The sequence below is a fragment of the Paraburkholderia lebeckiae genome, assembly GCF_050436325.1.
Lineage (GTDB): Bacteria > Pseudomonadota > Gammaproteobacteria > Burkholderiales > Burkholderiaceae > Paraburkholderia > Paraburkholderia tuberum.
The window spans coordinates 364,332-386,093 of record NZ_JBNDLZ010000001.1 but is presented as its reverse complement, the minus strand read 5'-3'; the positions used below and the strand labels follow the sequence as shown (position 1 = coordinate 386,093).

The 21,762-nt window shown below is 60.1% G+C and carries 18 protein-coding genes and 2 pseudogenes; 18 read left to right on the top strand and 2 right to left on the bottom strand.

What is annotated here, in order from left to right; all coding sequences use genetic code 11:
• The first annotated feature begins 346 nt into the window (after nt 1-346).
• The 5 genes from OKW44_RS01905 (at nt 347) to tnpC (ending at nt 6,447) form a co-directional block, all read left to right on the top strand.
• A complete protein-coding gene (locus OKW44_RS01905; protein WP_084754077.1) occupies nt 347-1,228 on the top strand; it encodes a S8 family serine peptidase in 882 nt (293 codons plus the stop codon).
• A 249-nt stretch (nt 1,229-1,477) separates the two neighbouring features.
• The gene (locus tag OKW44_RS01900; protein ID WP_162633963.1) at nt 1,478-2,407 is read left to right on the top strand and encodes a cyanobactin maturation protease PatG family protein; all 930 of its coding nucleotides are present in this window, start codon (nt 1,478-1,480) and stop codon (nt 2,405-2,407) included.
• A 1,719-nt stretch (nt 2,408-4,126) separates the two neighbouring features.
• Complete coding sequence (gene tnpA / locus OKW44_RS01895) at nt 4,127-4,519, top strand: IS66-like element accessory protein TnpA (RefSeq protein WP_280783427.1); 393 nt, start codon at nt 4,127-4,129, stop codon at nt 4,517-4,519.
• A complete protein-coding gene (tnpB, locus tag OKW44_RS01890) occupies nt 4,516-4,860 on the top strand; it encodes an IS66 family insertion sequence element accessory protein TnpB (RefSeq protein ID WP_026225368.1) in 345 nt (114 codons plus the stop codon). The genes tnpA and tnpB overlap by 4 nt, the downstream gene beginning before the upstream one ends.
• 30 nt (nt 4,861-4,890) lie before the next feature.
• The gene (tnpC, locus tag OKW44_RS01885) at nt 4,891-6,447 is read left to right on the top strand and encodes an IS66 family transposase (protein ID WP_280783431.1); all 1,557 of its coding nucleotides are present in this window, start codon (nt 4,891-4,893) and stop codon (nt 6,445-6,447) included.
• A gap of 1,416 nt (nt 6,448-7,863) precedes the next feature.
• On the opposite strand, the gene OKW44_RS01880 is transcribed toward tnpC, so the two are convergent.
• Complete coding sequence (locus OKW44_RS01880; RefSeq protein WP_018420670.1) at nt 7,864-9,255, bottom strand: aminotransferase-like domain-containing protein; 1,392 nt, start codon at nt 9,253-9,255, stop codon at nt 7,864-7,866.
• Between the two features lie 385 nt (nt 9,256-9,640).
• Here OKW44_RS01880 and OKW44_RS01875 point away from each other — a divergent pair, with 385 nt between their 5' ends.
• The 13 genes and pseudogenes from OKW44_RS01875 to OKW44_RS01815 form a co-directional block, all read left to right on the top strand.
• Entirely contained in the window at nt 9,641-10,123 is a 483-nt protein-coding gene (locus OKW44_RS01875) for an MSMEG_0572/Sll0783 family nitrogen starvation response protein (protein ID WP_018420671.1), read from the top strand.
• A 23-nt stretch (nt 10,124-10,146) separates the two neighbouring features.
• Nucleotides 10,147-11,169 carry a Nit6803 family nitrilase gene (locus tag OKW44_RS01870; protein WP_018420672.1) on the top strand — a complete coding sequence of 341 codons (1,023 nt, stop codon included), beginning with the start codon at nt 10,147-10,149 and terminating at the stop codon, nt 11,167-11,169.
• The gene (locus OKW44_RS01865) at nt 11,162-12,232 is read left to right on the top strand and encodes an MSMEG_0568 family radical SAM protein (protein WP_035470894.1); all 1,071 of its coding nucleotides are present in this window, start codon (nt 11,162-11,164) and stop codon (nt 12,230-12,232) included. Before OKW44_RS01870 ends, OKW44_RS01865 begins: the two co-directional genes overlap by 8 nt.
• 3 nt (nt 12,233-12,235) lie before the next feature.
• Nucleotides 12,236-12,796 (top strand): MSMEG_0567/Sll0786 family nitrogen starvation N-acetyltransferase, encoded by a 561-nt coding sequence (locus OKW44_RS01860; protein WP_018420674.1) that lies wholly within the window; start codon nt 12,236-12,238, stop codon nt 12,794-12,796.
• Entirely contained in the window at nt 12,793-13,812 is a 1,020-nt protein-coding gene (locus OKW44_RS01855) for a sll0787 family AIR synthase-like protein (RefSeq protein WP_018420675.1), read from the top strand. The genes OKW44_RS01860 and OKW44_RS01855 overlap by 4 nt, the downstream gene beginning before the upstream one ends.
• Nucleotides 13,809-15,014 carry an MSMEG_0565 family glycosyltransferase gene (locus OKW44_RS01850; protein ID WP_018420676.1) on the top strand — a complete coding sequence of 402 codons (1,206 nt, stop codon included), beginning with the start codon at nt 13,809-13,811 and terminating at the stop codon, nt 15,012-15,014. Before OKW44_RS01855 ends, OKW44_RS01850 begins: the two co-directional genes overlap by 4 nt.
• Nucleotides 15,014-15,298, top strand: a complete 285-nt coding sequence (locus tag OKW44_RS01845; RefSeq protein WP_018420677.1) for an MSMEG_0570 family nitrogen starvation response protein — start codon at nt 15,014-15,016, stop codon at nt 15,296-15,298. Before OKW44_RS01850 ends, OKW44_RS01845 begins: the two co-directional genes overlap by 1 nt.
• A gap of 62 nt (nt 15,299-15,360) precedes the next feature.
• Nucleotides 15,361-16,665 (top strand): MSMEG_0569 family flavin-dependent oxidoreductase, encoded by a 1,305-nt coding sequence (locus tag OKW44_RS01840; protein ID WP_018420678.1) that lies wholly within the window; start codon nt 15,361-15,363, stop codon nt 16,663-16,665.
• A 37-nt stretch (nt 16,666-16,702) separates the two neighbouring features.
• The gene (locus OKW44_RS01835) at nt 16,703-17,503 is read left to right on the top strand and encodes a Pnap_2097 family protein (protein ID WP_239499106.1); all 801 of its coding nucleotides are present in this window, start codon (nt 16,703-16,705) and stop codon (nt 17,501-17,503) included.
• Nucleotides 17,500-19,674: a methylmalonyl-CoA mutase gene (gene scpA / locus OKW44_RS01830; RefSeq protein WP_084754079.1), complete on the top strand. Its 2,175-nt coding sequence runs from the start codon at nt 17,500-17,502 to the stop codon at nt 19,672-19,674. The genes OKW44_RS01835 and scpA overlap by 4 nt, the downstream gene beginning before the upstream one ends.
• A gap of 287 nt (nt 19,675-19,961) precedes the next feature.
• Nucleotides 19,962-20,195 (top strand): annotated as a pseudogene (locus OKW44_RS01825) (IS110 family transposase); the annotation flags it as partial.
• Between the two features lie 187 nt (nt 20,196-20,382).
• Nucleotides 20,383-20,826, top strand: coding sequence for a cyanase (gene cynS / locus OKW44_RS01820; RefSeq protein WP_018420682.1), 444 nt, complete (start codon nt 20,383-20,385; stop codon nt 20,824-20,826).
• 212 nt (nt 20,827-21,038) lie between these two features.
• Nucleotides 21,039-21,137 (top strand): annotated as a pseudogene (locus OKW44_RS01815) (IS6 family transposase); the annotation flags it as partial.
• A 218-nt stretch (nt 21,138-21,355) separates the two neighbouring features.
• Here the strand turns inward: OKW44_RS01815 and OKW44_RS01810 are convergent.
• Nucleotides 21,356-21,625, bottom strand: coding sequence for a DUF1488 family protein (locus OKW44_RS01810; protein WP_018420684.1), 270 nt, complete (start codon nt 21,623-21,625; stop codon nt 21,356-21,358).
• Nucleotides 21,626-21,762: the final 137 nt, after the last annotated feature.

The following is a 21,762-nucleotide window of genomic DNA, read 5'->3' as shown; positions in this document are numbered from 1 at the left end:
TGGGGGCAAGCTAAGTTAGCGTAACTGTAGCCGGTCGATTCTCGTTATATAAAGGCCGATGACACACTTGAGACCATCGTCCGTCACAGTCCGGTGTTTGAGTTGGAGCCGCCGCTTGTATAGCCATATGAAAGCGGCAGCGAACGGCAGCAACTGGCCGGCTGCTGTCGATCACTTACTAAGATGCTTGCCGTCGTCAAATGCGCGTTGTTGACTTTCAAAAGGATTGACCTAGCCTGTACTTTAGTATTGGGGAATAGTGACTCGTTTTCGTTTCTTCGCAGTTGCGGATGAAGTACCTGTTGTACCGATGTTAAAGACCAACTTGCAAATTCGGGATCGAGCCATGCAATCGTTAGACGTTGTTCAGCTCCCACCCTTAATGGAAATTACTGCCGGTCGCCCGGACATTGCCATCGGACTGATCGACGGACCTGTTGCCACGATGCACGACGACCTCGAACGTGTGCGGATCAAGGAGCTTTCATTGACCTCGGGCAGTACGTGCGTCGACCATGGCAGCAGCGCTTGTAGTCACGGGACTTTTGTCGCAGGTATTTTGTCCGCTCGACGCGGTACACGAGCGCCGGCCATCTGTCCTGACTGCACACTTGTCGTTCGACCGATTTTCGACGAGGACGTTTCCCACGATGCGTCTATGCCGAGCGCGACACCGGATGAAGTGGCCGCCGCTATTTTCGACTGCGTGCAGGCCGGGGTGCGACTACTTAATCTAAGCAGCGCATTGACGCAGCTGTCAATTCGGGAGGAACGAAAGCTTGAGGACGCTCTCGACTACGCCATGCGACGGGGAGTGATTATCGTCGCTGCGGCAGGCAATCAGAGAAGTGTCGGAAGTTCGGCGATTACTCGACATCCGGCAGTCATCCCCGTGGCTGCCTGCGAAATGGGAGGTCGACCCTTGGGGTATTCCAACCTTGGACACTCCATTGGACGATACGGTTTGATTGCGCCTGGAGATGCTGTTACAAGTCTTGCGCCGCAAGGCAACGTCGTGACCTCGAGTGGAACCAGTGTTGCCGCACCGTTTGTTACGGGCGCTGTTGCATTGATTTGGTCACAGTTTCCCAGCGCGCACGCACAGCAAATCAGGGTTGCCATTGCACAAGCGCATACTCATCCGCGAAGAAGCATCGTTCCACCACTGCTTAATGCTTGGGCTACCTATTTAGCGATGACCTCAATCTTGCAAAAGGTCGCAAAATGAAACACGACAAAGCCACCAACGAAGACACCAATAAAACCGAATCGTCACTTCATCGCGTGCGCCTTCCGGGGTTTACGTCCGACGTCGAAATTGGTCTTGGGGACGTCATTAAGAAAGCTAGCTCTTATGTCGGATTAAAATCTTGCGGTGGCTGCGAGCATCGGGCCGCCGCTCTTAACCGATGGCTTGTATTCACACGGGGACGAAAGTAACGCGTGCAGCTTTCCAGATATCATAGAGGAAAACAGAATGGAGTCGACCGCAAGCCCGGAGGGCTCACCGAATTCGTCTGGCGATATTTCTGCGCGGGTGTTGGGAGCCGAGCTGAGTCAGTCGCGAATAACATCACCTCAATCCGGTCCGCCTCCTTGCCCAGCTTGTGGCGGAGTGTTGGAGTCTAATTCGGTATCCGATCTACCTTACGTCTATGCTTTGGGCGTAGTCGAGGCTGTGTTCCCGCGCCTAGGGGTGGAAAAGGAATTTGCTCAAGCGACCGGCCGAAATCCTGAGAGCGGGAAAACAGATCGGCAAGTGTTTTATGAGGTGTTAAAGAAGCACGAGAATCGATACTTGGCGAGGAAACTGTGTTGGAAATTTACTATCCAAGGCGTAGACACGTATCTCTTGCTGCCTCGGGACCCGCAAGATTTCGAATTACTGATCGAAGCGATTGGGGGCCCCGCTCAAGAACGTTGGGTCAGTCTTGTGATTGGCGTGCGTGGTCCGATCGCCTCATCAGAAATGTGCAATGGCCTGATGGTACCAATTGTTGCTGTCGATCAAATTTACTCATTTAGCGCGAAGTCTTTGGTGGAAGCGATTCCTCGCCCAGAGAATCCTCCCGAGCAATTCGAGACAGCGGCGAGTGAGCTCTTCGATCGGACGATGCAAATGACCGACAATGCTGGAGCTACTGACGAGCATCGCGCCCTGAATTACCTCGTCGTCCGTTACCCAGCGGTTTATGAGACTGTAGCCAGAGCCTATGAGCGCAATGCCTCATTAACGCGTGTAGAAGTTCGTCCGTCCGTCGTTAGTGGAACGCGCAAGATTCTTGACGTGATTTATACGTTCACTTATCGAGATACTGGCGTGGAAGAGAAGTTTTACGTGCCGGTAGATGTTACGGATGAGTTTCCATTTCTAAATAAAAAAATGTCGCCATACTACGATCGGTGAGCGGATGAGATCTGAAACGGTGAACCAGACATCATCGAAATTACTAACAGTGTACCGACGCCGGAGTGCGCTTGAAGCATACGTTATAACTACATCGTCAGTAACAAAGGAGGTTTTGATGACCATTCCACGATTTTCCGCGCAGATCGCCCTCCGCGACCATGGTATCAGTTCCAATGATATTTTAAATGGTGGGGGCGATGCCGGACGAACTATACGGCAGACGTTCCCAATAGGTTCCTGTATGGCACGTTGCGCACCTGACGATTTCGAGTGCTTGTTTGACTGCTTGGCGCCCGAGAGAGGCCCGTTCCGATCTTACCCCGGTGGATACTGACCATTTTCTGACTCAGGCGGAAACCGATGGAGAGGTTAAATGAACATGCCAGGATTTTTTGCCGAACGGTTGTTCGATAAATGGAGCCAATTCGCGTTACGTTCCATTGATTCAAACACAGGACAGCGACTATGCAGTCCAGCCGCTTTCATATTTCGAGGCCGCGATTGCATTCTCGGTTGCATATGTGTGTCACCGATCGGTTGTCCGTGTTGTACTTCAATTTTTGATTTTAAGTAGTTCACAGTAAGCCTCAGGGCGGGAGCATACCAATATGAGCTTGCCGGGATTTAATGCGGCTGACGCGCTTTATCTGGCCTCCAAACAATATGCGTGCGCTGGTCGAGTGTTGTCTCGTGAGAAACGCGTGGAGGCCCAGTTTTTGGCATGTGCAGCGTATGCAGTGCTGTGTCTAGCGGCGACGGAGGATCCAGTGGCGGCGGGTTGGTGCTGGTGGGACTTTGCGCGACGATGTGGGGGTGCCACAGCGTAACCCGACCGGCCGCTCAATGGCGTGTGCGCTAAAACGAGGAAGATGACCCTTTACCGCAGTCGTTCCACCATCGTTTGCGTCTTGGCCGTTTGACCGCCTTTCCTACCTACGTGGAGCATGCAATGCATAGCAACGTGGAAATACCAGGTTTTACTGCGGCGATCGTCTTGGAACGTTCACAGCGTGACATAGATTTTAACGCAATTTACCGCGAGTCCTTCGATGATCATATAGTGGCGCAAGGAAATAGGGGCTGCGGCTTCGCAATAGGACTGGCAATAATTGGTGCGTTTGGTAATCCTGCCTTTCTGGTTGGCGGAGTTGCGGGCATAGCGTCTTGGTGTTGAAGTTAGTTATTTATTAAATGGGAGAAAAGATGTCTACGAATGCGGAGATTACGATACCAGGCTTCACTGCGGTAATCGTGTTCGAACCGGCGGGGCGACCGGCCCGCTATACGCGTGTCAGTAAGAGATTGTCGGATCGGCAAAGTGTCATATCACAAAAGAGCGAATTCGCGTGTGGCTTGGCTCTTGCTGGGGTTCTAGGAGGACTTGTATTGGGAAATCCGTTCGCAATTATTGGTGGACTGGCAGGTATTTCGACTCAATGCTAGCGTTGTAAGTTACGGGTTCGTTCAGTTTTTCGTTGGGCGACTTGCATGGAAACCAAGGAGACGCCCAATTTGGTGTCGGCAGTACCCGTTCGGCCTGCATCGCTGTCAGCTGCCGCTCGAAACAATCGCCCTTCGCGGGCGGCAGCTTTGTCGCGTCACAACTCAGGCGGTGCAATCGGCCCCATTGTAAGCACCTCACGACGACCGTCGTAGACGGCGGCGAGAACCGACATCAAAGTGGTGCCCATCATTTTCGATTTGATGGACATCACTGTGACAGAGTCGGAAGCCAAGCCGGGTAGCCGCAAGGGCCGCCCGAATTATGATCGCGAGTTTCGACGCCGGCTTGCGGCCGCGGCATGCGAGCCTGGTGTGTCGGTCGCGAAGCTGGCGCGGGACAATGGCATCAATGCAAACATGCTGTTCACCTGGCGGCGTCGCTATCGCGAGCAATTGCAGGCGGAAACGACGTGCCTGATTCCAGTGGCAGTGGTTCATGAGACGCCGCCGCAGCGCGTGGCGATGCCCCCAGATGCAAGAGACGTCTGCAACCGGACTGCACGAGCCGGGACGATCGAGATCCGGTTCGGTGACGTGGTAGTCAAGGTCGACGGCGTTGTCGACGCCGACACGCTACGCGTCGTCCTGGGGAGCGTGCGATCGTGATCTCTCTACCCACGGGTACACGCGTCTGGCTGGTGGCAGGCGTCACCGACATGCGCTGCGGGTTCCAGGGGCTGGCGGCAAAGGTGCAGACGGCGCTCGAGGACAATCCGCTGGGTGGCAACGTGTTCATCTTCCGGGGCCGGCGCGGCGATCTGGTGAAGGTCATGTGGGCGACCGAAGACGGGCTCTGGCTTCTTGCGAAGCGGCTTGAGCGTGGTCGCTTCGTCTGGCCACACGCCGATGGCGGCAAGGTCCATCTGACGGCGGCGCAACTGTCGATGTTGCTCGAAGGCATCGATTGGCGGCAGCCGCGTCGCACCGCTGCACTGTCGATGTTGTAAACCGAGCAGAAGACTCGTAAACTGCGCCGCATGTCGAACGGCGCCGAATTTCCTGACGATGTTGCAACCCTGCGGGCCTTGCTGGTCGAGGCGCGTGCCCAGCTTGCCGAGCGCGATCTGGAGATCGGGCAGCTCAAGGCGCAGATCGACAAGTTCAAGCGCATGCAGTTCGGACGCAAGTCCGAGCAGTTGGACCGGGAGGTCGCGCGGCTCGAAACCGCGCTCGAGGACTTGACCGGTGAGCGTGGTGTCGCTGATGTGCGACGCGCCCGCCAATCAGGCGCGAGCACGCCTGTGGGCAACGCATCGCCAAAAGAAGCGCTGCCGCCGCATCTGCCACGCGAAGAACGTGTACTGGAGGCTGACGCAACGTGTCCGAAATGCGGCAGCGCGATGCAGCCTCTCGGAGAAGACGTGTCCGAGCAGCTCGCCCGCGTCGCGGCAATGTTCAAGGTGATTCGCACGATCCGGCGCAAGACGGTCTGTCCGTGCGGCCACCACTTCTCGCAGCCGCCGATGCCCGGCCTGCCGATTACGCGCAGCATTGCCCATCCGAGCCTGCTGGCCGACATCCTCGTCTCGAAGTACGCTGACCACGCGCCGTTGTACCGGCAGTCGCAGATCGCCGCGCGCGACGGCGTGAAGCTCGACCCGGCCAGCATGGGCCGCTGGGTCGGCCAGTGCGAGGCCCTTTGCGTGCCGCTGACCGAGGCACTGCGCCTCTACACGGTGGCACCGTCGAAGCTGCACGCGGATGACACGCCGATCCCGGTGCTCGAGCCGGGCAAGAAGAAGACAAGGACCGGGCGACTGTGGGTGTATGTGCGCGATGACACCCGTTCGGGCTCGACCGAACCGGCCGCGGTGTGGTTTGCTTACTCGCCCGACCGCAAAGGCATCCACCCCCAGACCCATCTGGCCGGATTCGAGGGCATCCTGCAGGCCGACGCCTACAGTGGCTTCAACGAACTGTACGAGGGCGGCAAGATCCGTGAAGCTGCATGCTGGGACCACGCGAGACGGTACCTCTACGACGTGCATGCCCGAACGCCTACCGAGGCGACCCGAGAGGTGCTCGAACTGATCGGTGGACTTTACGGCATCGAGGCGGACATCCGTGGCAAACCCGCTGCTGAACGGCTGTGCCTGCGGCAGGAAAAAAGCGTGCCGCTGCTCGCGACCATCAGGACGTGGATGACGGACAAGCTCGCCACGCTGTCGAAGAAATCCGACCTGGCCAAAGCGATCCGTTACTCGCTCAACCAGTGGGACGCGCTCGCGCTGTACTGCGAAGAGGGTCGTGCTGAGATCAGCAACGCCCTGGCCGAAAACGCGCTGAGCTGTGTGAGTCTGGGCCGCAAGAACTTCCTGTTCGCCGGCTCCGACAGCGGAGGCGAGCGGGCAGCCGCGATGTACGGTCTGATCGGCACATGCAAGCTCAACGGGATCAACCCGCGCGCCTACCTCGAATACGTCCTGACCCATATCGCTGACCATCCCATTAACCGCATCGACGAACTGTTGCCCTGGAACGTGGCCACGAAGCTGCCTCGGCAGTCTGGCCCATCGGCGTCTGCTGACACGTAACCCGGTTCCCGATCATGCCTCACGCGGGCGCCGCGTTGCGGACGGCCGTCGCGAGGTGCTTACGCCCCATTGCCGCCGCTCACCGGATCACCGGCCAGCGTCAGCTATGGCCGATGACCTGTCTGACGATCCGGGAAAGGAGCGGCGGTTGTACCTCGCAAGCGGCCATCGCAGACGCACATCGACGAGCGGCTGCTGAGGGTCGCAAGTACTCATTCGCTTTCCGCGGGACGAGTCATTCGCGACCATCGACCTGTGAATGACAGGAAAGCGCCCCATACCCGCCTGACCGGCACCGATGCTCGAATGACGGCTCAGGCCGAATTTTTGTCATTGGGCGGGAGTACCGGGTGACTGCCGGACCCTGATGCCCGGCGTCTGACCTCTCGCGCCGCGACCGGCGGCGGTGGGTCCGGCGCCCGCCTGATCAGTCCGGAGATGACGCCAATACCTGCGTCGCCCCCGCGTTCCGGCGCCCGGCAAACAGAGCGGCCCGCGCGCGGCGGGCCGGAGTCCATGGGAAGACATGGAGGAGACGGCATCAGTCTGAACCCTGGCTCGATCTTCTGCACGCCTCGGGGTGAAAGACCGTGTCACGGACCCGGCCCCCACGCCACGGCCGGGAGGGCGCGCCGCGCCGGAGACGGGGAGCGTCTGTGCGCCCCGGCAGGCCGGCGAGGGCGGGGACGGGCTGGCCGCGATAAGCGCGGGTTATCGCGGCTTGGCGAAGAATGCGCCTACCGCAGAGTAAAAGTCGCAAGACGCTGACTTAACCGAGGCACAGAAGGGGACCACACGCACGATTGGTCGGCGTAAGTGAACATATTTATTGAGGGTAGCCAAAGACCGCTTCTCCACATCCAATCTCATGTATTGAGTCGAAAGTGTCATCAATTGTGGCGCCGATCTCACTTTCCGTGTCGTTTTACGCAGAGGATTCAGCGTCAGCAGCAGGCGCGCAGGGCAGGGTGAGGCGCGTTTTCATACCCCGGAGTTTAGCGTAAAAACAGGCCCCTTTAGATAAGAAAACTTATCTTTATAGCGCGCTCCACCTTGAGGTAGTTGGAACTTGCTTTGAAGCGCGTGCTCAGTTTTATTGAAAATTCGAGGAAACGAAGGTTGGATAGTCGGAGCTATCCGCCCCCTCGCGTTTGAAGGAAACATGGGAAAGAGGGCGACGAGAACCGCTTACACGACAAGATCTTGCTACCTTTCAACCGCTCTTGTTGCTATCCTTGCTGGAAAAACTGTCACTTGCCGTCCGACCCATTTTGCGCGATGAAGCCTTGCGCTTCGGTGAGATCAGGGTCGGATACCAGGTGTCTTCGACAGAATGCGCTTTTCAGACTTTAAAAACTGTGCGACAGACGGGCGCATTCAGCGCAACTTGTGCGACGAACGCCGCCAGCCTTCGGATCACATCATCGGCATATGCAGATGATGCGGGTCTTCTAGCGTATCGGCGACCCGTTGCAGCCCGTCGCGGCAATCGTCGCGGTTCTGCGGCCCACCAATGCAGAGGCGGATCGCATTCGGCGGATTGCCGTCGGTCGAAAACGCCGCGCCCGCGACTGCCCCGATGCCCTGATTGCGCAGCTGCAATGCGAGTTCGGACGCGCTCCAGCTGCATTGCGTCGGAATCGGTAGCCACAGATGGAAGCCGTCCGGGTGCGCTTCGTACTGCCAGTCCGCGAGCACTTGCGCTGCAATCTCTTGCCGCGCGTGGGCTTCGGCGCGGATCGCGCGCAGCATGTCGGTTGCGGTGCCGTCGTTGATCCATTGTGTCGCGAGCAGCATCGTGTAGGGGTTCGGCATCACGGTCGTCGCCCGTAACGCACCTGCAATCCGCTGCGTCTGCCGCACGGTCGGCGCGCACAGATACGCCACCCGCAAACCCGCACCAAAACTCTTGGACATCCCCGTCACGTAGTACGTCAGCTCGGGCGCAAGCGAAGCGAGCGACATCGGCGCGTCTTGTGGGAGCATCGCGTATGCGTCGTCTTCGATGATCGGCACGCTATAGCGCAACGCGACGTCCGCAAGCGCTTCGCGACGCTGCACGGAAAGCGTCAGCGTGCTTGGGTTTTGCAGTGTCGGATTGCAGTAGAACGCGCGGGGCGTTTCCGCTTTGCAGAGCGCTTCGAGCGCATGCGGCAACGGCCCTTCGTCGTCCCGCGGCAAAGCCTGCAAACGCACGCCGAGTTGCGATGCAATCGCCTTGATGCCGGGATACGCGAGCGAGTCGAGACAGATGGTCTCACCGGGGCGCGCCAGTTGCGACACCAGCGCGACCAGCACGCTATGAATGCCGGGGCACACCAACGTTCGGTCATCCTCACAATCGGGCACGCGTTGCCGAAGCCAGTTTCGGCCCGCTGCGCGATCCGCCGCCGTGCCGCCGAAGTCCTGATAGCGCAACAGACGATACGGGTCCGCGCTCAGCATCAACTTCGCGGTAGACTCGCGCAGCCGCGCGGCAAGCTCGGGCGGTTCGGGCGGCATGTTCATGGACATCTCGACGCTGCTGCCCGCCGTGAGCGGCAAGCTCGGCGTGCGACCTCGCACGAATGTACCGCTGCCCGCGCGAGCGTCGAGCAGGCCGCGCTTGCGCGCCTCCGCATACGCACGCGCGACGGTCGTGTAGTTCAGTTGCAGCGCGCCCGCGAGATCGCGCAAACCGGGCAAACGGTCGCGCGGGCGCAGCCGGCCACTCGCGACGTCTTCTTCGATCAGATCCGGTATTACCAGATAGGCCGGTTTGCGGCTTTCTTCGAGCCGTTTGAGCCAGTGATGCATCAACGTATTCATGATGGCGTGCCCGTTCAAATTCCTTAATTCACAGTACCACGCTGTATCTGCAAAAGGTGATCAGGATCGCATCCGAATAATCCTTTGATCGCATTGATCGGGGCAGTGCACTCTTTTGGCAATGCATGCACTATCAAGATGCGAAAAATGCTCGGATAGCGTGCCGGATCAACGCGTTACCGAACTCTCGCTGTTCGCTGAAGCGCCTGCCAGACCGCCGCCCGAAAAATTTTTTCGGGCGTCTCTGATAATTTCCGTTTGATTGATCGGAGGATGGTTGCATTTTTCGGGCCGCTGATTGGCATAGGCGTTGCGTTAATGCCATCGCCGATACATCCATTGATCGGAATTCATTTTCAACTGACGCGATAAACCGGAGAGTGCCATGCCAGCAGTCAATCAACCCCTTCATAAGAGCGGCGATTATCTGGTCGACTACGAGGAGAAAGTTTTCGAGGACGTCAAGGCCGAGCCCGGCGAGAAAGCGCTCGTGACCTTCCATACGGTCGCGTTCGAAGGTTCGATCGGCTTTGTGAATCTGCTTCAGGCCACGCGCCTCAAGCGCAAAGGCTTCGATACGTCGGTGCTGCTGTATGGCCCGGGCGTCACGCTGGGTCTGCAACGCGGTTTCCCGACGCTCGGCGACGAGGCGTTTCCGGGTCACCTGAACTTCAACAAGCAGTTGATCAAGTTCATGGAGGAAGGCGGCAAGGTCTATGCATGCCGCTTCGCGCTGCAGGCGCTGTACGGCCACGGCGAAGCGTCGCTGATCGAAGGCATCCGTCCAATCAGTCCGCTCGACGTGCTCGACATCCAGCTACTCCATCGCAAGGAGAACGCGCTGGTCATCCACACCTGGACCGTCTGACCGGGTCACGGAAGCCCATCATCATGTCCGATAAACGCGTCATTCGCGCCGCTGCCGTCCAGATCGCGCCGGACCTCGAACGTGCTGCCGGCACGCTCGACAAGGTCTGCGCGGCGATCGACGAAGCTGCCGGCAAAGGCGTGCAGCTGATCGTCTTTCCGGAGACGTTCGTGCCGTACTACCCGTACTTTTCTTTCGTGCGGCCACCGGTTGCGTCGGGTGCGGATCATATGCGGCTCTACGACGAAGCGGTCGTCGTGCCGGGGCCGGTCACGCATGCGGTCGCGGAGCGTGCGCGAATGCACGGGACGGTGGTGGTGCTCGGCGTCAACGAGCGCGATCACGGCAGCCTGTACAACACGCAATTGATCTTCGACGCGGATGGGCGGCTCGTGCTGAAGCGCCGAAAGATCACGCCCACGTTTCATGAACGCATGATCTGGGGGCAGGGCGACGCGGCCGGCCTCAAGGTCGCGCAAACGGCCATTGCACGGGTCGGCGCACTTGCGTGCTGGGAACACTACAACCCGCTTGCGCGTTATGCACTGATGACGCAGCACGAAGAGATTCATTGTGCCCAATTCCCCGGCTCGCTGGTCGGGCCGATTTTCGCCGAGCAGATCGAAGTAACGATCCGCCATCACGCGCTCGAATCGGGCTGCTTCGTCGTCAACTCGACGGGCTGGCTGACCGATGCACAGATCGACTCCGTGACGAGCGATCCAAAGCTGCAAAAAGCGCTGCGCGGCGGCTGCATGACCGCCATCGTGTCGCCGGAAGGCCAGCATCTCTGCGAGCCGTTGCGCGAAGGCGAGGGCATGGTGATCGCCGATCTCGACATGTCGCTGATCACAAAACGCAAACGCATGATGGATTCGGTCGGTCACTATGCGCGGCCCGAACTGCTGCGTCTTGCGATCAATGATTCGCTCGCATTGCCCGTCACGTCGATGGCCCCGGCCGACGACGCCTTCCACGGCACTACAGGAGCCTTCCATGAGCGCACGCGAGAATGTGTCGGCAGCGAGCCGGCAATTGATGACTGAATTGCAGTCGACGGGACTGCGTCTCGTCGATCCGCATGCGGGCGCTGCGAGCCGGCGCGGCGGCGCCGGTCCGTCGGACCACAAGGCGGTCACTGTCGATGGGGTGACGATCATGGTGCCGGTCCATACCAGCACCGCGTGGAATTCGCCGTTCGTTGCGGCGCAACCGGATGTCAGCGGCACCAGCGCGCTGATGCGCGGCACGATCCCGATTGCGAATATCAGCTTCCCGAAACCGCCGCGCTTCTATGCGTTGCAGACATTCGACGGTGTGCCGTATTCGCATATCGCCACGCTGCATAGCAAGGACGTGCTCGCCACCACGGTCCTTCAAACCTGCATCCGTTACGAAAGCCGTCGCAAGACATGCAAGTTCTGCGCAATCGGGCAGTCGCTCGCGGCCGGCCGCACGATTGCCCGCAAGACTCCAGAGCAACTCGCGGAAGTCGCGCGTGCCGCGGTCCTGCTCGATGGCGTCAAACATATGGTGCTGACGACTGGCACGCCGCCGACTTCCGATCGCGGCGCGCAAATTCTGTGCGACAGCGCATTTGCGATCAAGGCGGCCGTCGATCTGCCGATTCAGGCGCAATGCGAGCCGCCCGATGACGACCGCTGGTTCGAACGCATGAAAGCGAGCGGCATCGATACGCTTGGCATGCATCTCGAAGTGGTTACGCCCGAAGTGCGCGAGCGTGTGATGCCCGGCAAGGCGAGCGTGCCGCTGTCGCGCTACATGGAAGCGTTCGAGGCGGCGGTGGCTGTGTTCGGACGCGGCCAGGTCAGCACGTACATACTCGCGGGTCTCGGCGATACGGCCGACGCGATCGTCGCGATGGCGCGCGAACTGATCGACCTTGGCGTGTATCCGTTCGTCGTGCCGTTCGTGCCGATCAGCGGCACGCCGCTAGAAGATCATCCGGCGCCGACGCCCGAGTTCATGCGGTCGGTGCTCGCGCCGATCGGCGCGATGCTCAGCGAGGCTGCGATGCGATCGGCGGATATCAAAGCCGGTTGCGGCAAGTGCGGTGCGTGTTCGTCGCTGTCTTCGTACGAGGAGTGATTTATGTTCTGCGACGCAACCGATACGTTGACGGTCGATGCCGCCTATACGCCGAGCGAGTTTCGCATCAAGTGGACAACGCTGCCCTGGGAAGCGGACGAAGCGTACAAGCTGCGCCGTGCGGTGTTCTGCGTCGAGCAGGGCATTTTCATCGGCGACGATCGCGACGAGATCGACACGCATGCGCATCTGCTCGTCGCGTTGAGTTGTGTCGCCGGCATGCCGGAACAGGTGGTGGGCACCGTGCGCATTCACGAGAGCGAGCCTGGCGTGTGGGTCGGTTCGCGGTTGGCCGTCCATGCGGCGTTCCGCTCGTACGGCAAGATCGGCTCCTCACTGATCCGGCTGGCAGTGAGCAGTGCGCATGCACTCGGATGTGAGAGTTTTTTTGCGCACGTGCAGAGCCAGAACGTGCCGCTATTCAAGCGGTTGCGCTGGGACACGATCCAGCAAGAGACGTTGTTCGGGCGTTCGCATCACCTGATGCAGGCGCAACTCGACGCGTATCCGCCGTGCGCGACGCCCGAGAGCGGTTTCGTGGTGCCGTATCGGAGAGCGTCATGAGCGGTGCGAACGCGATTGACGTGCAGCGCCTCGTCGAACGATTGCGCGCAAGCCGTGGCTTTCAGCACAAGACGGATATCACGGGCGTGGTCGCGTCACTGGCGAGCCGCTTGCCGCGCGGCACCGACGACCTCGCGCAGGCGGTGGGCGTCGGCGACGATTGCGCGGCGATTCGCGATGACGACGGCTACCTGCTCTTTGCAATCGAAGGCATGGTCGCGGACTTTGTCGCGGCAATGCCATGGTTTGCGGGCTACAGCAGCGTGATGGTCAACGTCAGCGATATCTACGCGATGGGCGGCCGTCCGCTCGCAGTCGTCGACGCGTTGTGGAGCGACGGCATCGATTCGGCCGATCAGGTACTGGCGGGCATGGCGGCGGCATCGGTCGCGTATCGCGTGCCGGTGGTTGGTGGACATACGAATACGCGCAGCGCGACGTCGCAACTTGCGGTGTCGATCGTTGGCCGTGCGCAGGCTTTATTGTCGAGCTTTCATGCCCGTCCTGGCGATCGTCTGCTGATGGCGGTCGATCTGCGAGGGCGTTTTGAAGATCCGCATCCTTTCTGGAATGCGTCGGTCGGCTCGCCCGCCGAACGCTTGCGCGCTGACCTGGAACTGTTGCCTTCACTCGCGGAAGACGGTCTGTGCGATGCAGCTAAGGACATCAGCATGGCGGGTACGCTCGGCACCGCGCTGATGTTGCTCGAATGCTCGAAGGTCGGCGCGCGCATCGACCTCGATGCGATTCCGCGTCCGGATGGCGTCGATTTCGAGCGCTGGCTCAGCGCGTTTCCGAGCTACGGATTCTTGCTGTCGGTACGCGAGGCGCACGTCGAGCAGGTGGTCGCGCGCTTTGCCGCCCGTTCTCTCGCGTGCGCGGAAATCGGCATCGTCGATGTTTCGCACGAAGTCGTGCTTCAACAGGGCGATGAGTCTGCGTTATTGTGGGACTTCTGCGATGGCGCATTCATCGGCGCCGGCACCGCAGCCCCGGCCAGAGACCCCGCATCATGAACGGCGCGTCGTTGCGCATAGCGCTGTTCACGCATTCGGTCAATCCGCGCGGCGGCGTCGTGCATACACTTGAACTGGCACAGGCACTCCATCTGCACGGCCATCACGTGACGATTTTCGCGCCGGCCGCCGACGGTGACGTGATGTTTCGTGAATCTCCATGCAATGTCGTGCTCGCGCCGGTGACTGAACCGGCAACGAATACCGTCGACATGGTCGGTGCGCGGATTCAAGCGTTGAAACGCGCCTTCATGCGAACGCATCGCGAGCACCAAGCAGACGCATTTGAAGTGCTGCACGCGCAGGACAGCATCAGCGGCAACGCACTGGCCGAACTGAAGGAAGGGGGCGCGATTCACGGCTTCGTGCGCACGGTCCATCATCTCGACCACTTCACGGACCCAAAGCTCGCGCAGTGGCAAACGCGAGCGTGGCGCGATGCGGACACCGTGCTTTGCGTGAGCGACACGTGGACCCGTCAGATGCGCGACGTCTATCACGTCGACGCTCTAACGGTGCCAAACGGCGTGGATGTACAGCGCTTTAGCGCGAGCGCCGCGACGCCTGGTGAATCAGCGGCGTTGCGCGGGAAGCTCGGCATCGTCGGTGCGCCGGTCGTGCTGGCGGTCGGCGGTATCGAGGCGCGCAAGAATACGATGATGCTGCTCGACGCGTTTGCACAACTGCGGGCGACGCACCCCAATGCGCAGCTCGTGATCGCAGGCGGCGCGAGTCTGCTCGATCACCACGCGTACACGCGTGAATTTTTCGCGCGTGCGGCGAAGCTGGGTCTCGCGGTCGGTGAGGGGGAACCGGTTCTCGTGACAGGGCCGATCGACGATGCGCTCATTCCCGCGCTATTCCGTTGCTCTGATGCGGTCGCGATGGTGTCGCTGCGCGAAGGCTTTGGCCTCGTCGTGCTGGAAGCGTTGGCATCGGGCAAGCCGGTAGTCGTCTCACGCATCGCGCCGTTCACCGAATACCTCAACGACTCTCTGTGCCATTGGGCCGATCCGTACGACGCCGCATCGATTGCATGCGCATTGTGCGATGTGCTGGATCGACCCGACGCAACCGACTTCGTTTATGCGGTGCCGGCATTGCTCGGCCGGTTCAGCTGGCTGACGAGCGCGCGCCGTCATCTCGACATCTACCAGCACTGGCTTGCGAAGCAGCCGTGCAACACCACCGAGGACCTGTGATGCCAGTCATGCACTTCCGCATTCAATGGCCCGACGGCACCGAAGCGAACTGCTATTCGCCGTCGACCGTCGTCAGCGACTTTTTCACGCCGGGCACGCGCTATCCCGTCGACGATTTTGTGCGGCGCTCGCGCGAAGCGCTCCATATCGGCTCAGAACGGGTACGCGAGAAATTCGGCTTCGCCTGTTCTTCCGCAATGGATCAGCTCGCGCAAATCGAAGCGCACGCCGCGCGCTTCGCTGCGCAGCCGGATGCCACGGTGACCGTGCTCGCGCTCGGCTGACGTTGCGTCCCGTTCGCTCAACCGCTCAATCAATCATCGACATTTTCCTGGAGGAGCACGTCATGTCAAGCACAGCAATCCCGCAGCAACTAATCTCCGAAAGCGGCCATTACAGCGTGCTGGTCATCGGCGGCGGTCAGGCAGGATTGTCGATCAGCTATTACCTGAAGCAAGCCGGTATCGATCATCTGGTGTTCGAAAAGAACACCGTCACGCATACCTGGCGCAACCAGCGCTGGGATGCATTCTGTCTCGTCACGCCGAACTGGCAATGCGCGTTGCCGGGGCATCCGTATGAAGGCGACGATCCGCACGGCTTCATGAAGAAGGACGAGATCATCGCGTACCTTGACAGGTTCGTTGCGAAGCTCGATGCCCCCGTGCTCCAACACACGGCCGTGCAACGCGTGACGCGTGGAATCGATGGCCGCTATGCAGTGAATGCGTCGGCGGGCGCGTTTACGGCGGATCATGTGGTGGTCGCGTCGGGCGGCTATCACACACCGATCGTGCCGCGCATGGCAGAGCGTCTGCCCGCTGGCATCGTGCAGCTTCAGTCGTCCGAATACCGCAATCCGCAGGCGTTGCCGGATGGAGCGGTGCTGGTCGTCGGCTCGGGACAGTCGGGTGCGCAGATCGCGGAAGACCTGCATCTCGCCGGAAAGAAAGTGGTGCTCGCGGTGGGTGAGGCGCCCCGTTGCGCGCGATTCTATCGCGGACGCGATGTGGTGGACTGGCTGGCCGACATGCGCTACTACGATATGCCGGTCGAGCAGCATCCATTACGCGAAGGCGTTCGTGACAACACCAATCACTACGTAACCGGTCGTGACGGCGGGCGTGATATCGATCTGCGGAAGTTCGCCGCCGAGGGCATGGAACTGTACGGCCGTCTCGAAGATCTGCGCGACGGGCAGTTGCGCTTTACACCGAACCTTGGCGCGAATCTCGACGACGCGGACGATACGTATAACCGCATCAACGCGAGCATCGACGGCTACATCGAAAGGAATGGCATCGACGCGCCCGCCGGCACGCGTTACGAACCTGTATGGCGACCGCACAGCGAGCGCACGACGCTCGATCTCGCGGCGAGCGGCATCACGTCGGTGATCTGGTGTATTGGCTTTACGCCGGACTTTGCGTGGCTCGACGCGCCCGTGTTCAACGGACGCGGCTATCCGGCGCATTCGCGTGGCATCACTGCCCTGCCTGGGCTTTATTTCGTTGGCCTGCCGTGGCTGCATACGTGGGGTTCCGGGCGCTTTTCGGGCATCGCTCGCGATGCGCAACATATTGTTGATGCGATTTGTGCTGCGCGCGGGGTGGCAGTCGGCTCAGCGAGCGCGGCAGCGCTCGCTGCATAAGCCGATGCAGCGGTCTTCAGCACGATACCGCGCCGGTATGCCGCAATTGAGCCTGCCCGGCTTGTCCGAAAGCTGGCTGCTAAAGGAGTGCGGACACCGTCATTGGGAAGCGTTAGCAGTGGACACGGGCCGCGCGGTGCCTGAGTTCATCGCCGACGATGGAGTGCGATCCTATGCCGCGTTTACCGCGCTCAGCTTGCGTGCGCAATCGCTTGACGGTATCGACGAAAACGATGACTTCAGCATTGACACAGAACTATGTCGCGTCGGTCCGGTGCGTCACTTCAGCCGGCACCGGATCGTTGATGCTCAGCAAACCGTGGCGACGCTGTCGATGATGTCGACCTTCGTCAATCGCACCGAAGCGGGCAACAACCGCTCCGTGGTACGCGCGGCATTCAAGGAACTGGCAGGTGACATCAAGTCTGTGCCAGACGAAGCGGTTGAGATGACCGAGGCGGGCAAGCGCTTTCGTAAAGGCGGAGGCCGTTATGAGACGAGTGCGAGGATGAGTACTTTGGAGCTTCCCGAGGCGGTCGAGTTTTTGCCTTGCCCCAATAACGATTTCAATGGTGCCGACTTTCTCTATTTCGCTAGTTTCGCTTCGTTTGTCGACCGCGCCGAGTGGCAAACGTATCGCTTTCCCAAACCGCCCGTTACGGTCAGTCGCGATGTGTTCTATCACGGCAATATCAATGTCGGCGATGCGCTTGAAGTGACTTTCGTTGCACGTTCGGTCGATTCCGATGACTTGGCTCACTGGTGCGAAGTGAAGCGTCTGAGCGACGGTCAGAAGATTGCGGATGTCTTGACGAAGAAGCGCTGGAGGAGAGGATGAGCCCACGGGAGAAGCCACGTACCGTGCCGCTCCGGCAGCTTTACACCTCCGCTGATCTCTCAGGTATAGACCACCTCGACAGCTTGCCCGGCAATGTGCCGTTTGTGCGCGGACCTTACCCGTCGATGTACACGCACAAGCCGTGGACGATTCGTCAATACACGGGCTACGCGGACGCCGCGGATTCGAATCGGGCGTTTCGTGCAGCGTTGCAGGACGGCGCGCAAGGCCTGTCGGTTGCGTTCGATCTGCCGACTCAACGCGGCTACGATTCGACCGATGCAGAGGCGCTTGCCGATGTCGGTATGGCGGGCGTTGCAATCGACACCGTCGAAGACATGGCGCGGCTGTTCGCAGGCATTCCGCTCGATCGCGTGTCGGTGTCGATGACCATGAATGGCGCCGTGCTTCCGGTGCTTGCCGCGTTCATCGTCGCGGCGCAGGAGAGCGGCGTCAGTGCCGACGCACTTAGCGGTACGATCCAGAACGACATCCTGAAGGAGTACATGGTCCGCAACACGTGGATTTATGCGCCCGAACTTTCGATGCGGATCGTTGCCGATGTCGCCGATTATCTCGCTGCACGGATGCCGCGTTTCAATGCGTTATCGGTGTCCGGCTATCACTTCCAGGAGGCCGGTGCAGATGCCGTTCTCGAATTGGCGCTGACATTCGCCAATGCGCGCGAATATGTGTCGACGCTATCCCGGCGCGGTCGCACACCCGACGACGTGTGTGCTCAACTCAGTTTCTTTTTCGGTGTAGGCACGGACTTCTTCGTAGAGGTTGCGAAGCTGCGGGCGGCGCGCATCGTCTGGTCACGCATTGCAGCCGGGTTGGGCGCGCGCTCGACAAAAGCGCTAGCGCTGCGGATGCATTGTCAGACTTCGGGATGGTCGCTCAGCGCGCATCGCCCGCAAAACAACATCGTCCGTACAGCGGTCGAGGCGATGGCGGCGGTATTCGGCGGTACGCAATCCTTGCACACCAACGCGTATGACGAGTCGCTCGCACTGCCGTCGGCGGCGTCGTCGCGGCTGGCGCGCGACACCCAATTGATCCTGCAACACGAGATGGGCTTGTGCGATGTCGTGGATCCGTGGGCCGGCTCATACATGATGGAGTCGCTGACTGCGGATATCGTTGCGAAAACCGAGGCCGCGATGGCCGAAATGGACGCGCACGGCGGTGTGCTCGCGGCGATTCATTCCGGCTGGGTACAGCAGCGGATCCGCGCATGTGCGGCGAAAACGCAGGCGCGGATCGATTCGGGCGGCACGCGGATTGTCGGAGAAAATTGCTTTCGCGATGAATCGTCGGACGTCGCCCCCGAGTGTTTCGAGGTCGATAACCGGCACGTGCGTCAGCTGCAAGCACTTCGGATCCAGGCGGTGCGCGCCCAGAGGAATGATCGGGACGTGGCTGCAAGTCTTGCGAGGTTCGCCCAGACGGCACGCGACGGGCAAGGGAATCTACTGGCGGCGACGGTCGAATGTATTCGCTTGCGGGCGACCGTCGGCGAATGCACACGCGCGCTCGAAGCGGTATGGCCGCGTTACATGCCACCGCGCACGAATAGCACAGGACACTATGGCAACGAGAGAGGCAACGATCCTGAGTGGGTTCGCGCGTGTAACGATGTGCAGGCGCTGAGCGGGGAGTTGGGTAGACGCCCACGCATTCTGATCGCGAAAATCGGGCAGGACGGTCATGATCGCGGCATGAAGATCGTAGCGGGCGCGTTGTCGGATGCCGGTTTCGACGTGAGGGAAGGGCAATTGTTTGAATCAGTCTCGGAGATCGTCGAGCGGACGGTGCAATGCGAATGCGAAGTTCTGGGCATATCGACGATGGCGGGGGCGCACCTGACGGTCGTGCCGCAACTACTCACCGAACTTGCCTCAAGGGGACTCAGCATTCCCGTCGTAGTCGGTGGCATCGTGGCGCACGCCCATCATCAGCAGCTATTCGACCACGGGGTAGCGGCGATTTTTGGTCCAGGAACACCTATCGATACGATCGTTCGCTTCTTGTGTGACTTGAGCGCAAAGCGTTGCGTTGCTGAGAGAACGGTCCGAGAGGCAAGCGCGATGGAGGCCGATGTGTGCCATGACGGCGAGTGTGCTTTCTCTTTATGCGCTGACGCGGCCGAGCGGATGGGCCGTGAATGAAATGCGCGACTTACGATCGCGTCGGCGGATGCCCCGGCTGCAGTCCACCGCGAGGGAACTCATCGGCCTCTGTCAGGTTGAGGGACCTAGATAACCTGTCGCCCAGTAGCAGTTTTCTTCACGGAACAATTTCTCGGCTGCGGCATGGACGGTCTAGCACGCTGCGGAAAGGTTGTGTCGAATGAAAGGGACTTCCCCGTCCCGAGGCTGCGGCGCAAGCCGCGAATCGGCATCAACGTGCCATGATGAAGTGTCGACCTTCATCAACACGACAGGAGGGGAAGTCCATGTCCATTGTCACCATCCGAATCGATCTTGCCAAGAACGTCTTTGCGGTTCACGGAGTGGATGAAGCTGGCAAGGCGGTATTGATCAGGCCACGTGTCTCACGCGATCAACTGGTCACGCTGATTGCCCAGTTACCGGCTTGTCTCATTGGCATGGAAGCCTGCTCGGGTGCACATCACTGGGCGCAAATGTTCCAGCAGTACGGCCACACGGTAAAGCTGATGGCACCGGAAACTTGCCGCCAGGTGATAGGCGGCATCTTCCAATCCTTTTCAATGTTGCGCAAGGCCAGATACAGCAGCTTGCTGGCGACTTCGTGGCTCGGGGCTCCGGGTGGATGTTATCTCAACCAAGATTACTATTACTATCACTGCACCTCTCTCAACCGGTATTGCCGGGCTCTTCAAAAGGAACTCAATCATGGATCGAAATGAAGTCACGAAGAAAATCGTCGCCGCGAAGGTTGCCGGCAAGCTGACGTGGGCCGAGATCGCCGCGAAGATCGGCAAGAGCAAGGAGTGGACGACCGCCGCGCTGCTCGGTCAGATGACGCTCGATGCGAAACAGGCGGGGGTCGCCCGCGAACTGTTCGACCTCACCGACGAAGAAACCGCGTGGCTGCAAATCGTCCCGTACAAAGGTTCGCTGCCGAACGCGGTGCCGACCGACCCGCTGATCTATCGCTGGTACGAGATCGTCAATGTGTACGGCACCACGATCAAGGAGTTGATCCACGAGGAGTTCGGCGACGGCATCATGAGCGCGATCGACTTTTCGATGGATATCCAGCGCGAGCCGAATGCGAATGGCGACCGGGTCCAGGTGGTGCTCAGCGGCAAATTCCTGCCCTACAAGTCGTACTGATAGCGTCATCCGGCCAGGGCAAGCGACACGCCCGGCGCGCCGCTTGCGATCGCGAAGCAGCTCGTCGATCCGCGCCGCCCAACGCTGCGGCGCCGGCAGAACCTGCCGCACTGGCGCGGATAACCGTCCCTCCTGTTCGACCGGGCGACTGGCGTATGCGCGTTTCAGGAACTGCTCATTGTTGGGCATTGTCACGTTCGTAAGATGGTGCGATGAAGAAATCAAAATCGCTTTATCACGGTCATCGTTTTCCCGCTGGCGTTATCAGTTGCGCCGTGCGTTGGTATTTCCGCTTTCAGTTACCGGCCAGGGCCCCGTGCACCGTGCACCGTGCACCATTAGAGAGGAAGTGCGCAGCGATGCGGTCTCGCCGATTTGCGCGACTTCGCTGTTCAGCCAGCAACATGGCGGGGCGTCGGGCGCCGCAGCGAGGCTGCGCCGCTCCTTCTTCTCCCGCCCGCGCACGAAGCGCGAATCTGGGCGCCACCTGAGCACCGCGTCGCGTGCGCATTCGCCTGCCGTCTGGTGATCAGCGACGCACGAAGTCGGTCGGTGTCAGTTCAAGCGTTGTGGTCGGATGGGCGAGCAGCTTCCGTTCGGCGATGGCCCGGATGCGGCTGTAACCGTCACGAAATGTCTTCAGGATCCGCGCGTCGCTGGCCTGCGGTTCAAGCCAGAAGCAGGCTTCCAGCGCCCGGATGGTGATGACGCATCCAACCGTGCTGTTCTGATGGGGGAGGCCGAAGGCCACTCCGCGGCGATTCGCGAGCACTTGCGGTTCAAGGTCGAGGAGTTCCATAGGCGGTCAGGGGTGACGCTTCAGGGAGCGTTAAGAGCATTTTTGCACAGGCGATGCAATCTGAATATGGGACGGCTGTCAGTTATCGCCATTGGAATGATGCGGCCCTGATAATAAGCAAGAACTTTCAGGCGCGG

Bases quoted from the DNA above. Each gene is read 5' to 3' on its own strand.
- OKW44_RS01905 (WP_084754077.1), top strand. From the start codon at position 347: ATGCAATCGTTAGACGTTGTTCAGCTCCCACCCTTAATGGAAATTACT.
- OKW44_RS01900 (WP_162633963.1), top strand. From the start codon at position 1,478: ATGGAGTCGACCGCAAGCCCGGAGGGCTCACCGAATTCGTCTGGCGAT.
- tnpC (WP_280783431.1), top strand. From the start codon at position 4,891: ATGTCGAACGGCGCCGAATTTCCTGACGATGTTGCAACCCTGCGGGCC.
- OKW44_RS01880 (WP_018420670.1), bottom strand. From the start codon at position 9,255: ATGAATACGTTGATGCATCACTGGCTCAAACGGCTCGAAGAAAGCCGC.
- OKW44_RS01875 (WP_018420671.1), top strand. From the start codon at position 9,641: ATGCCAGCAGTCAATCAACCCCTTCATAAGAGCGGCGATTATCTGGTC.
- OKW44_RS01870 (WP_018420672.1), top strand. From the start codon at position 10,147: ATGTCCGATAAACGCGTCATTCGCGCCGCTGCCGTCCAGATCGCGCCG.
- OKW44_RS01865 (WP_035470894.1), top strand. From the start codon at position 11,162: ATGACTGAATTGCAGTCGACGGGACTGCGTCTCGTCGATCCGCATGCG.
- OKW44_RS01860 (WP_018420674.1), top strand. From the start codon at position 12,236: ATGTTCTGCGACGCAACCGATACGTTGACGGTCGATGCCGCCTATACG.
- OKW44_RS01855 (WP_018420675.1), top strand. From the start codon at position 12,793: ATGAGCGGTGCGAACGCGATTGACGTGCAGCGCCTCGTCGAACGATTG.
- OKW44_RS01850 (WP_018420676.1), top strand. From the start codon at position 13,809: ATGAACGGCGCGTCGTTGCGCATAGCGCTGTTCACGCATTCGGTCAAT.
- OKW44_RS01845 (WP_018420677.1), top strand. From the start codon at position 15,014: ATGCCAGTCATGCACTTCCGCATTCAATGGCCCGACGGCACCGAAGCG.
- OKW44_RS01840 (WP_018420678.1), top strand. From the start codon at position 15,361: ATGTCAAGCACAGCAATCCCGCAGCAACTAATCTCCGAAAGCGGCCAT.
- OKW44_RS01835 (WP_239499106.1), top strand. From the start codon at position 16,703: ATGCCGCAATTGAGCCTGCCCGGCTTGTCCGAAAGCTGGCTGCTAAAG.
- scpA (WP_084754079.1), top strand. From the start codon at position 17,500: ATGAGCCCACGGGAGAAGCCACGTACCGTGCCGCTCCGGCAGCTTTAC.
- cynS (WP_018420682.1), top strand. From the start codon at position 20,383: ATGGATCGAAATGAAGTCACGAAGAAAATCGTCGCCGCGAAGGTTGCC.
- OKW44_RS01810 (WP_018420684.1), bottom strand. From the start codon at position 21,625: ATGGAACTCCTCGACCTTGAACCGCAAGTGCTCGCGAATCGCCGCGGA.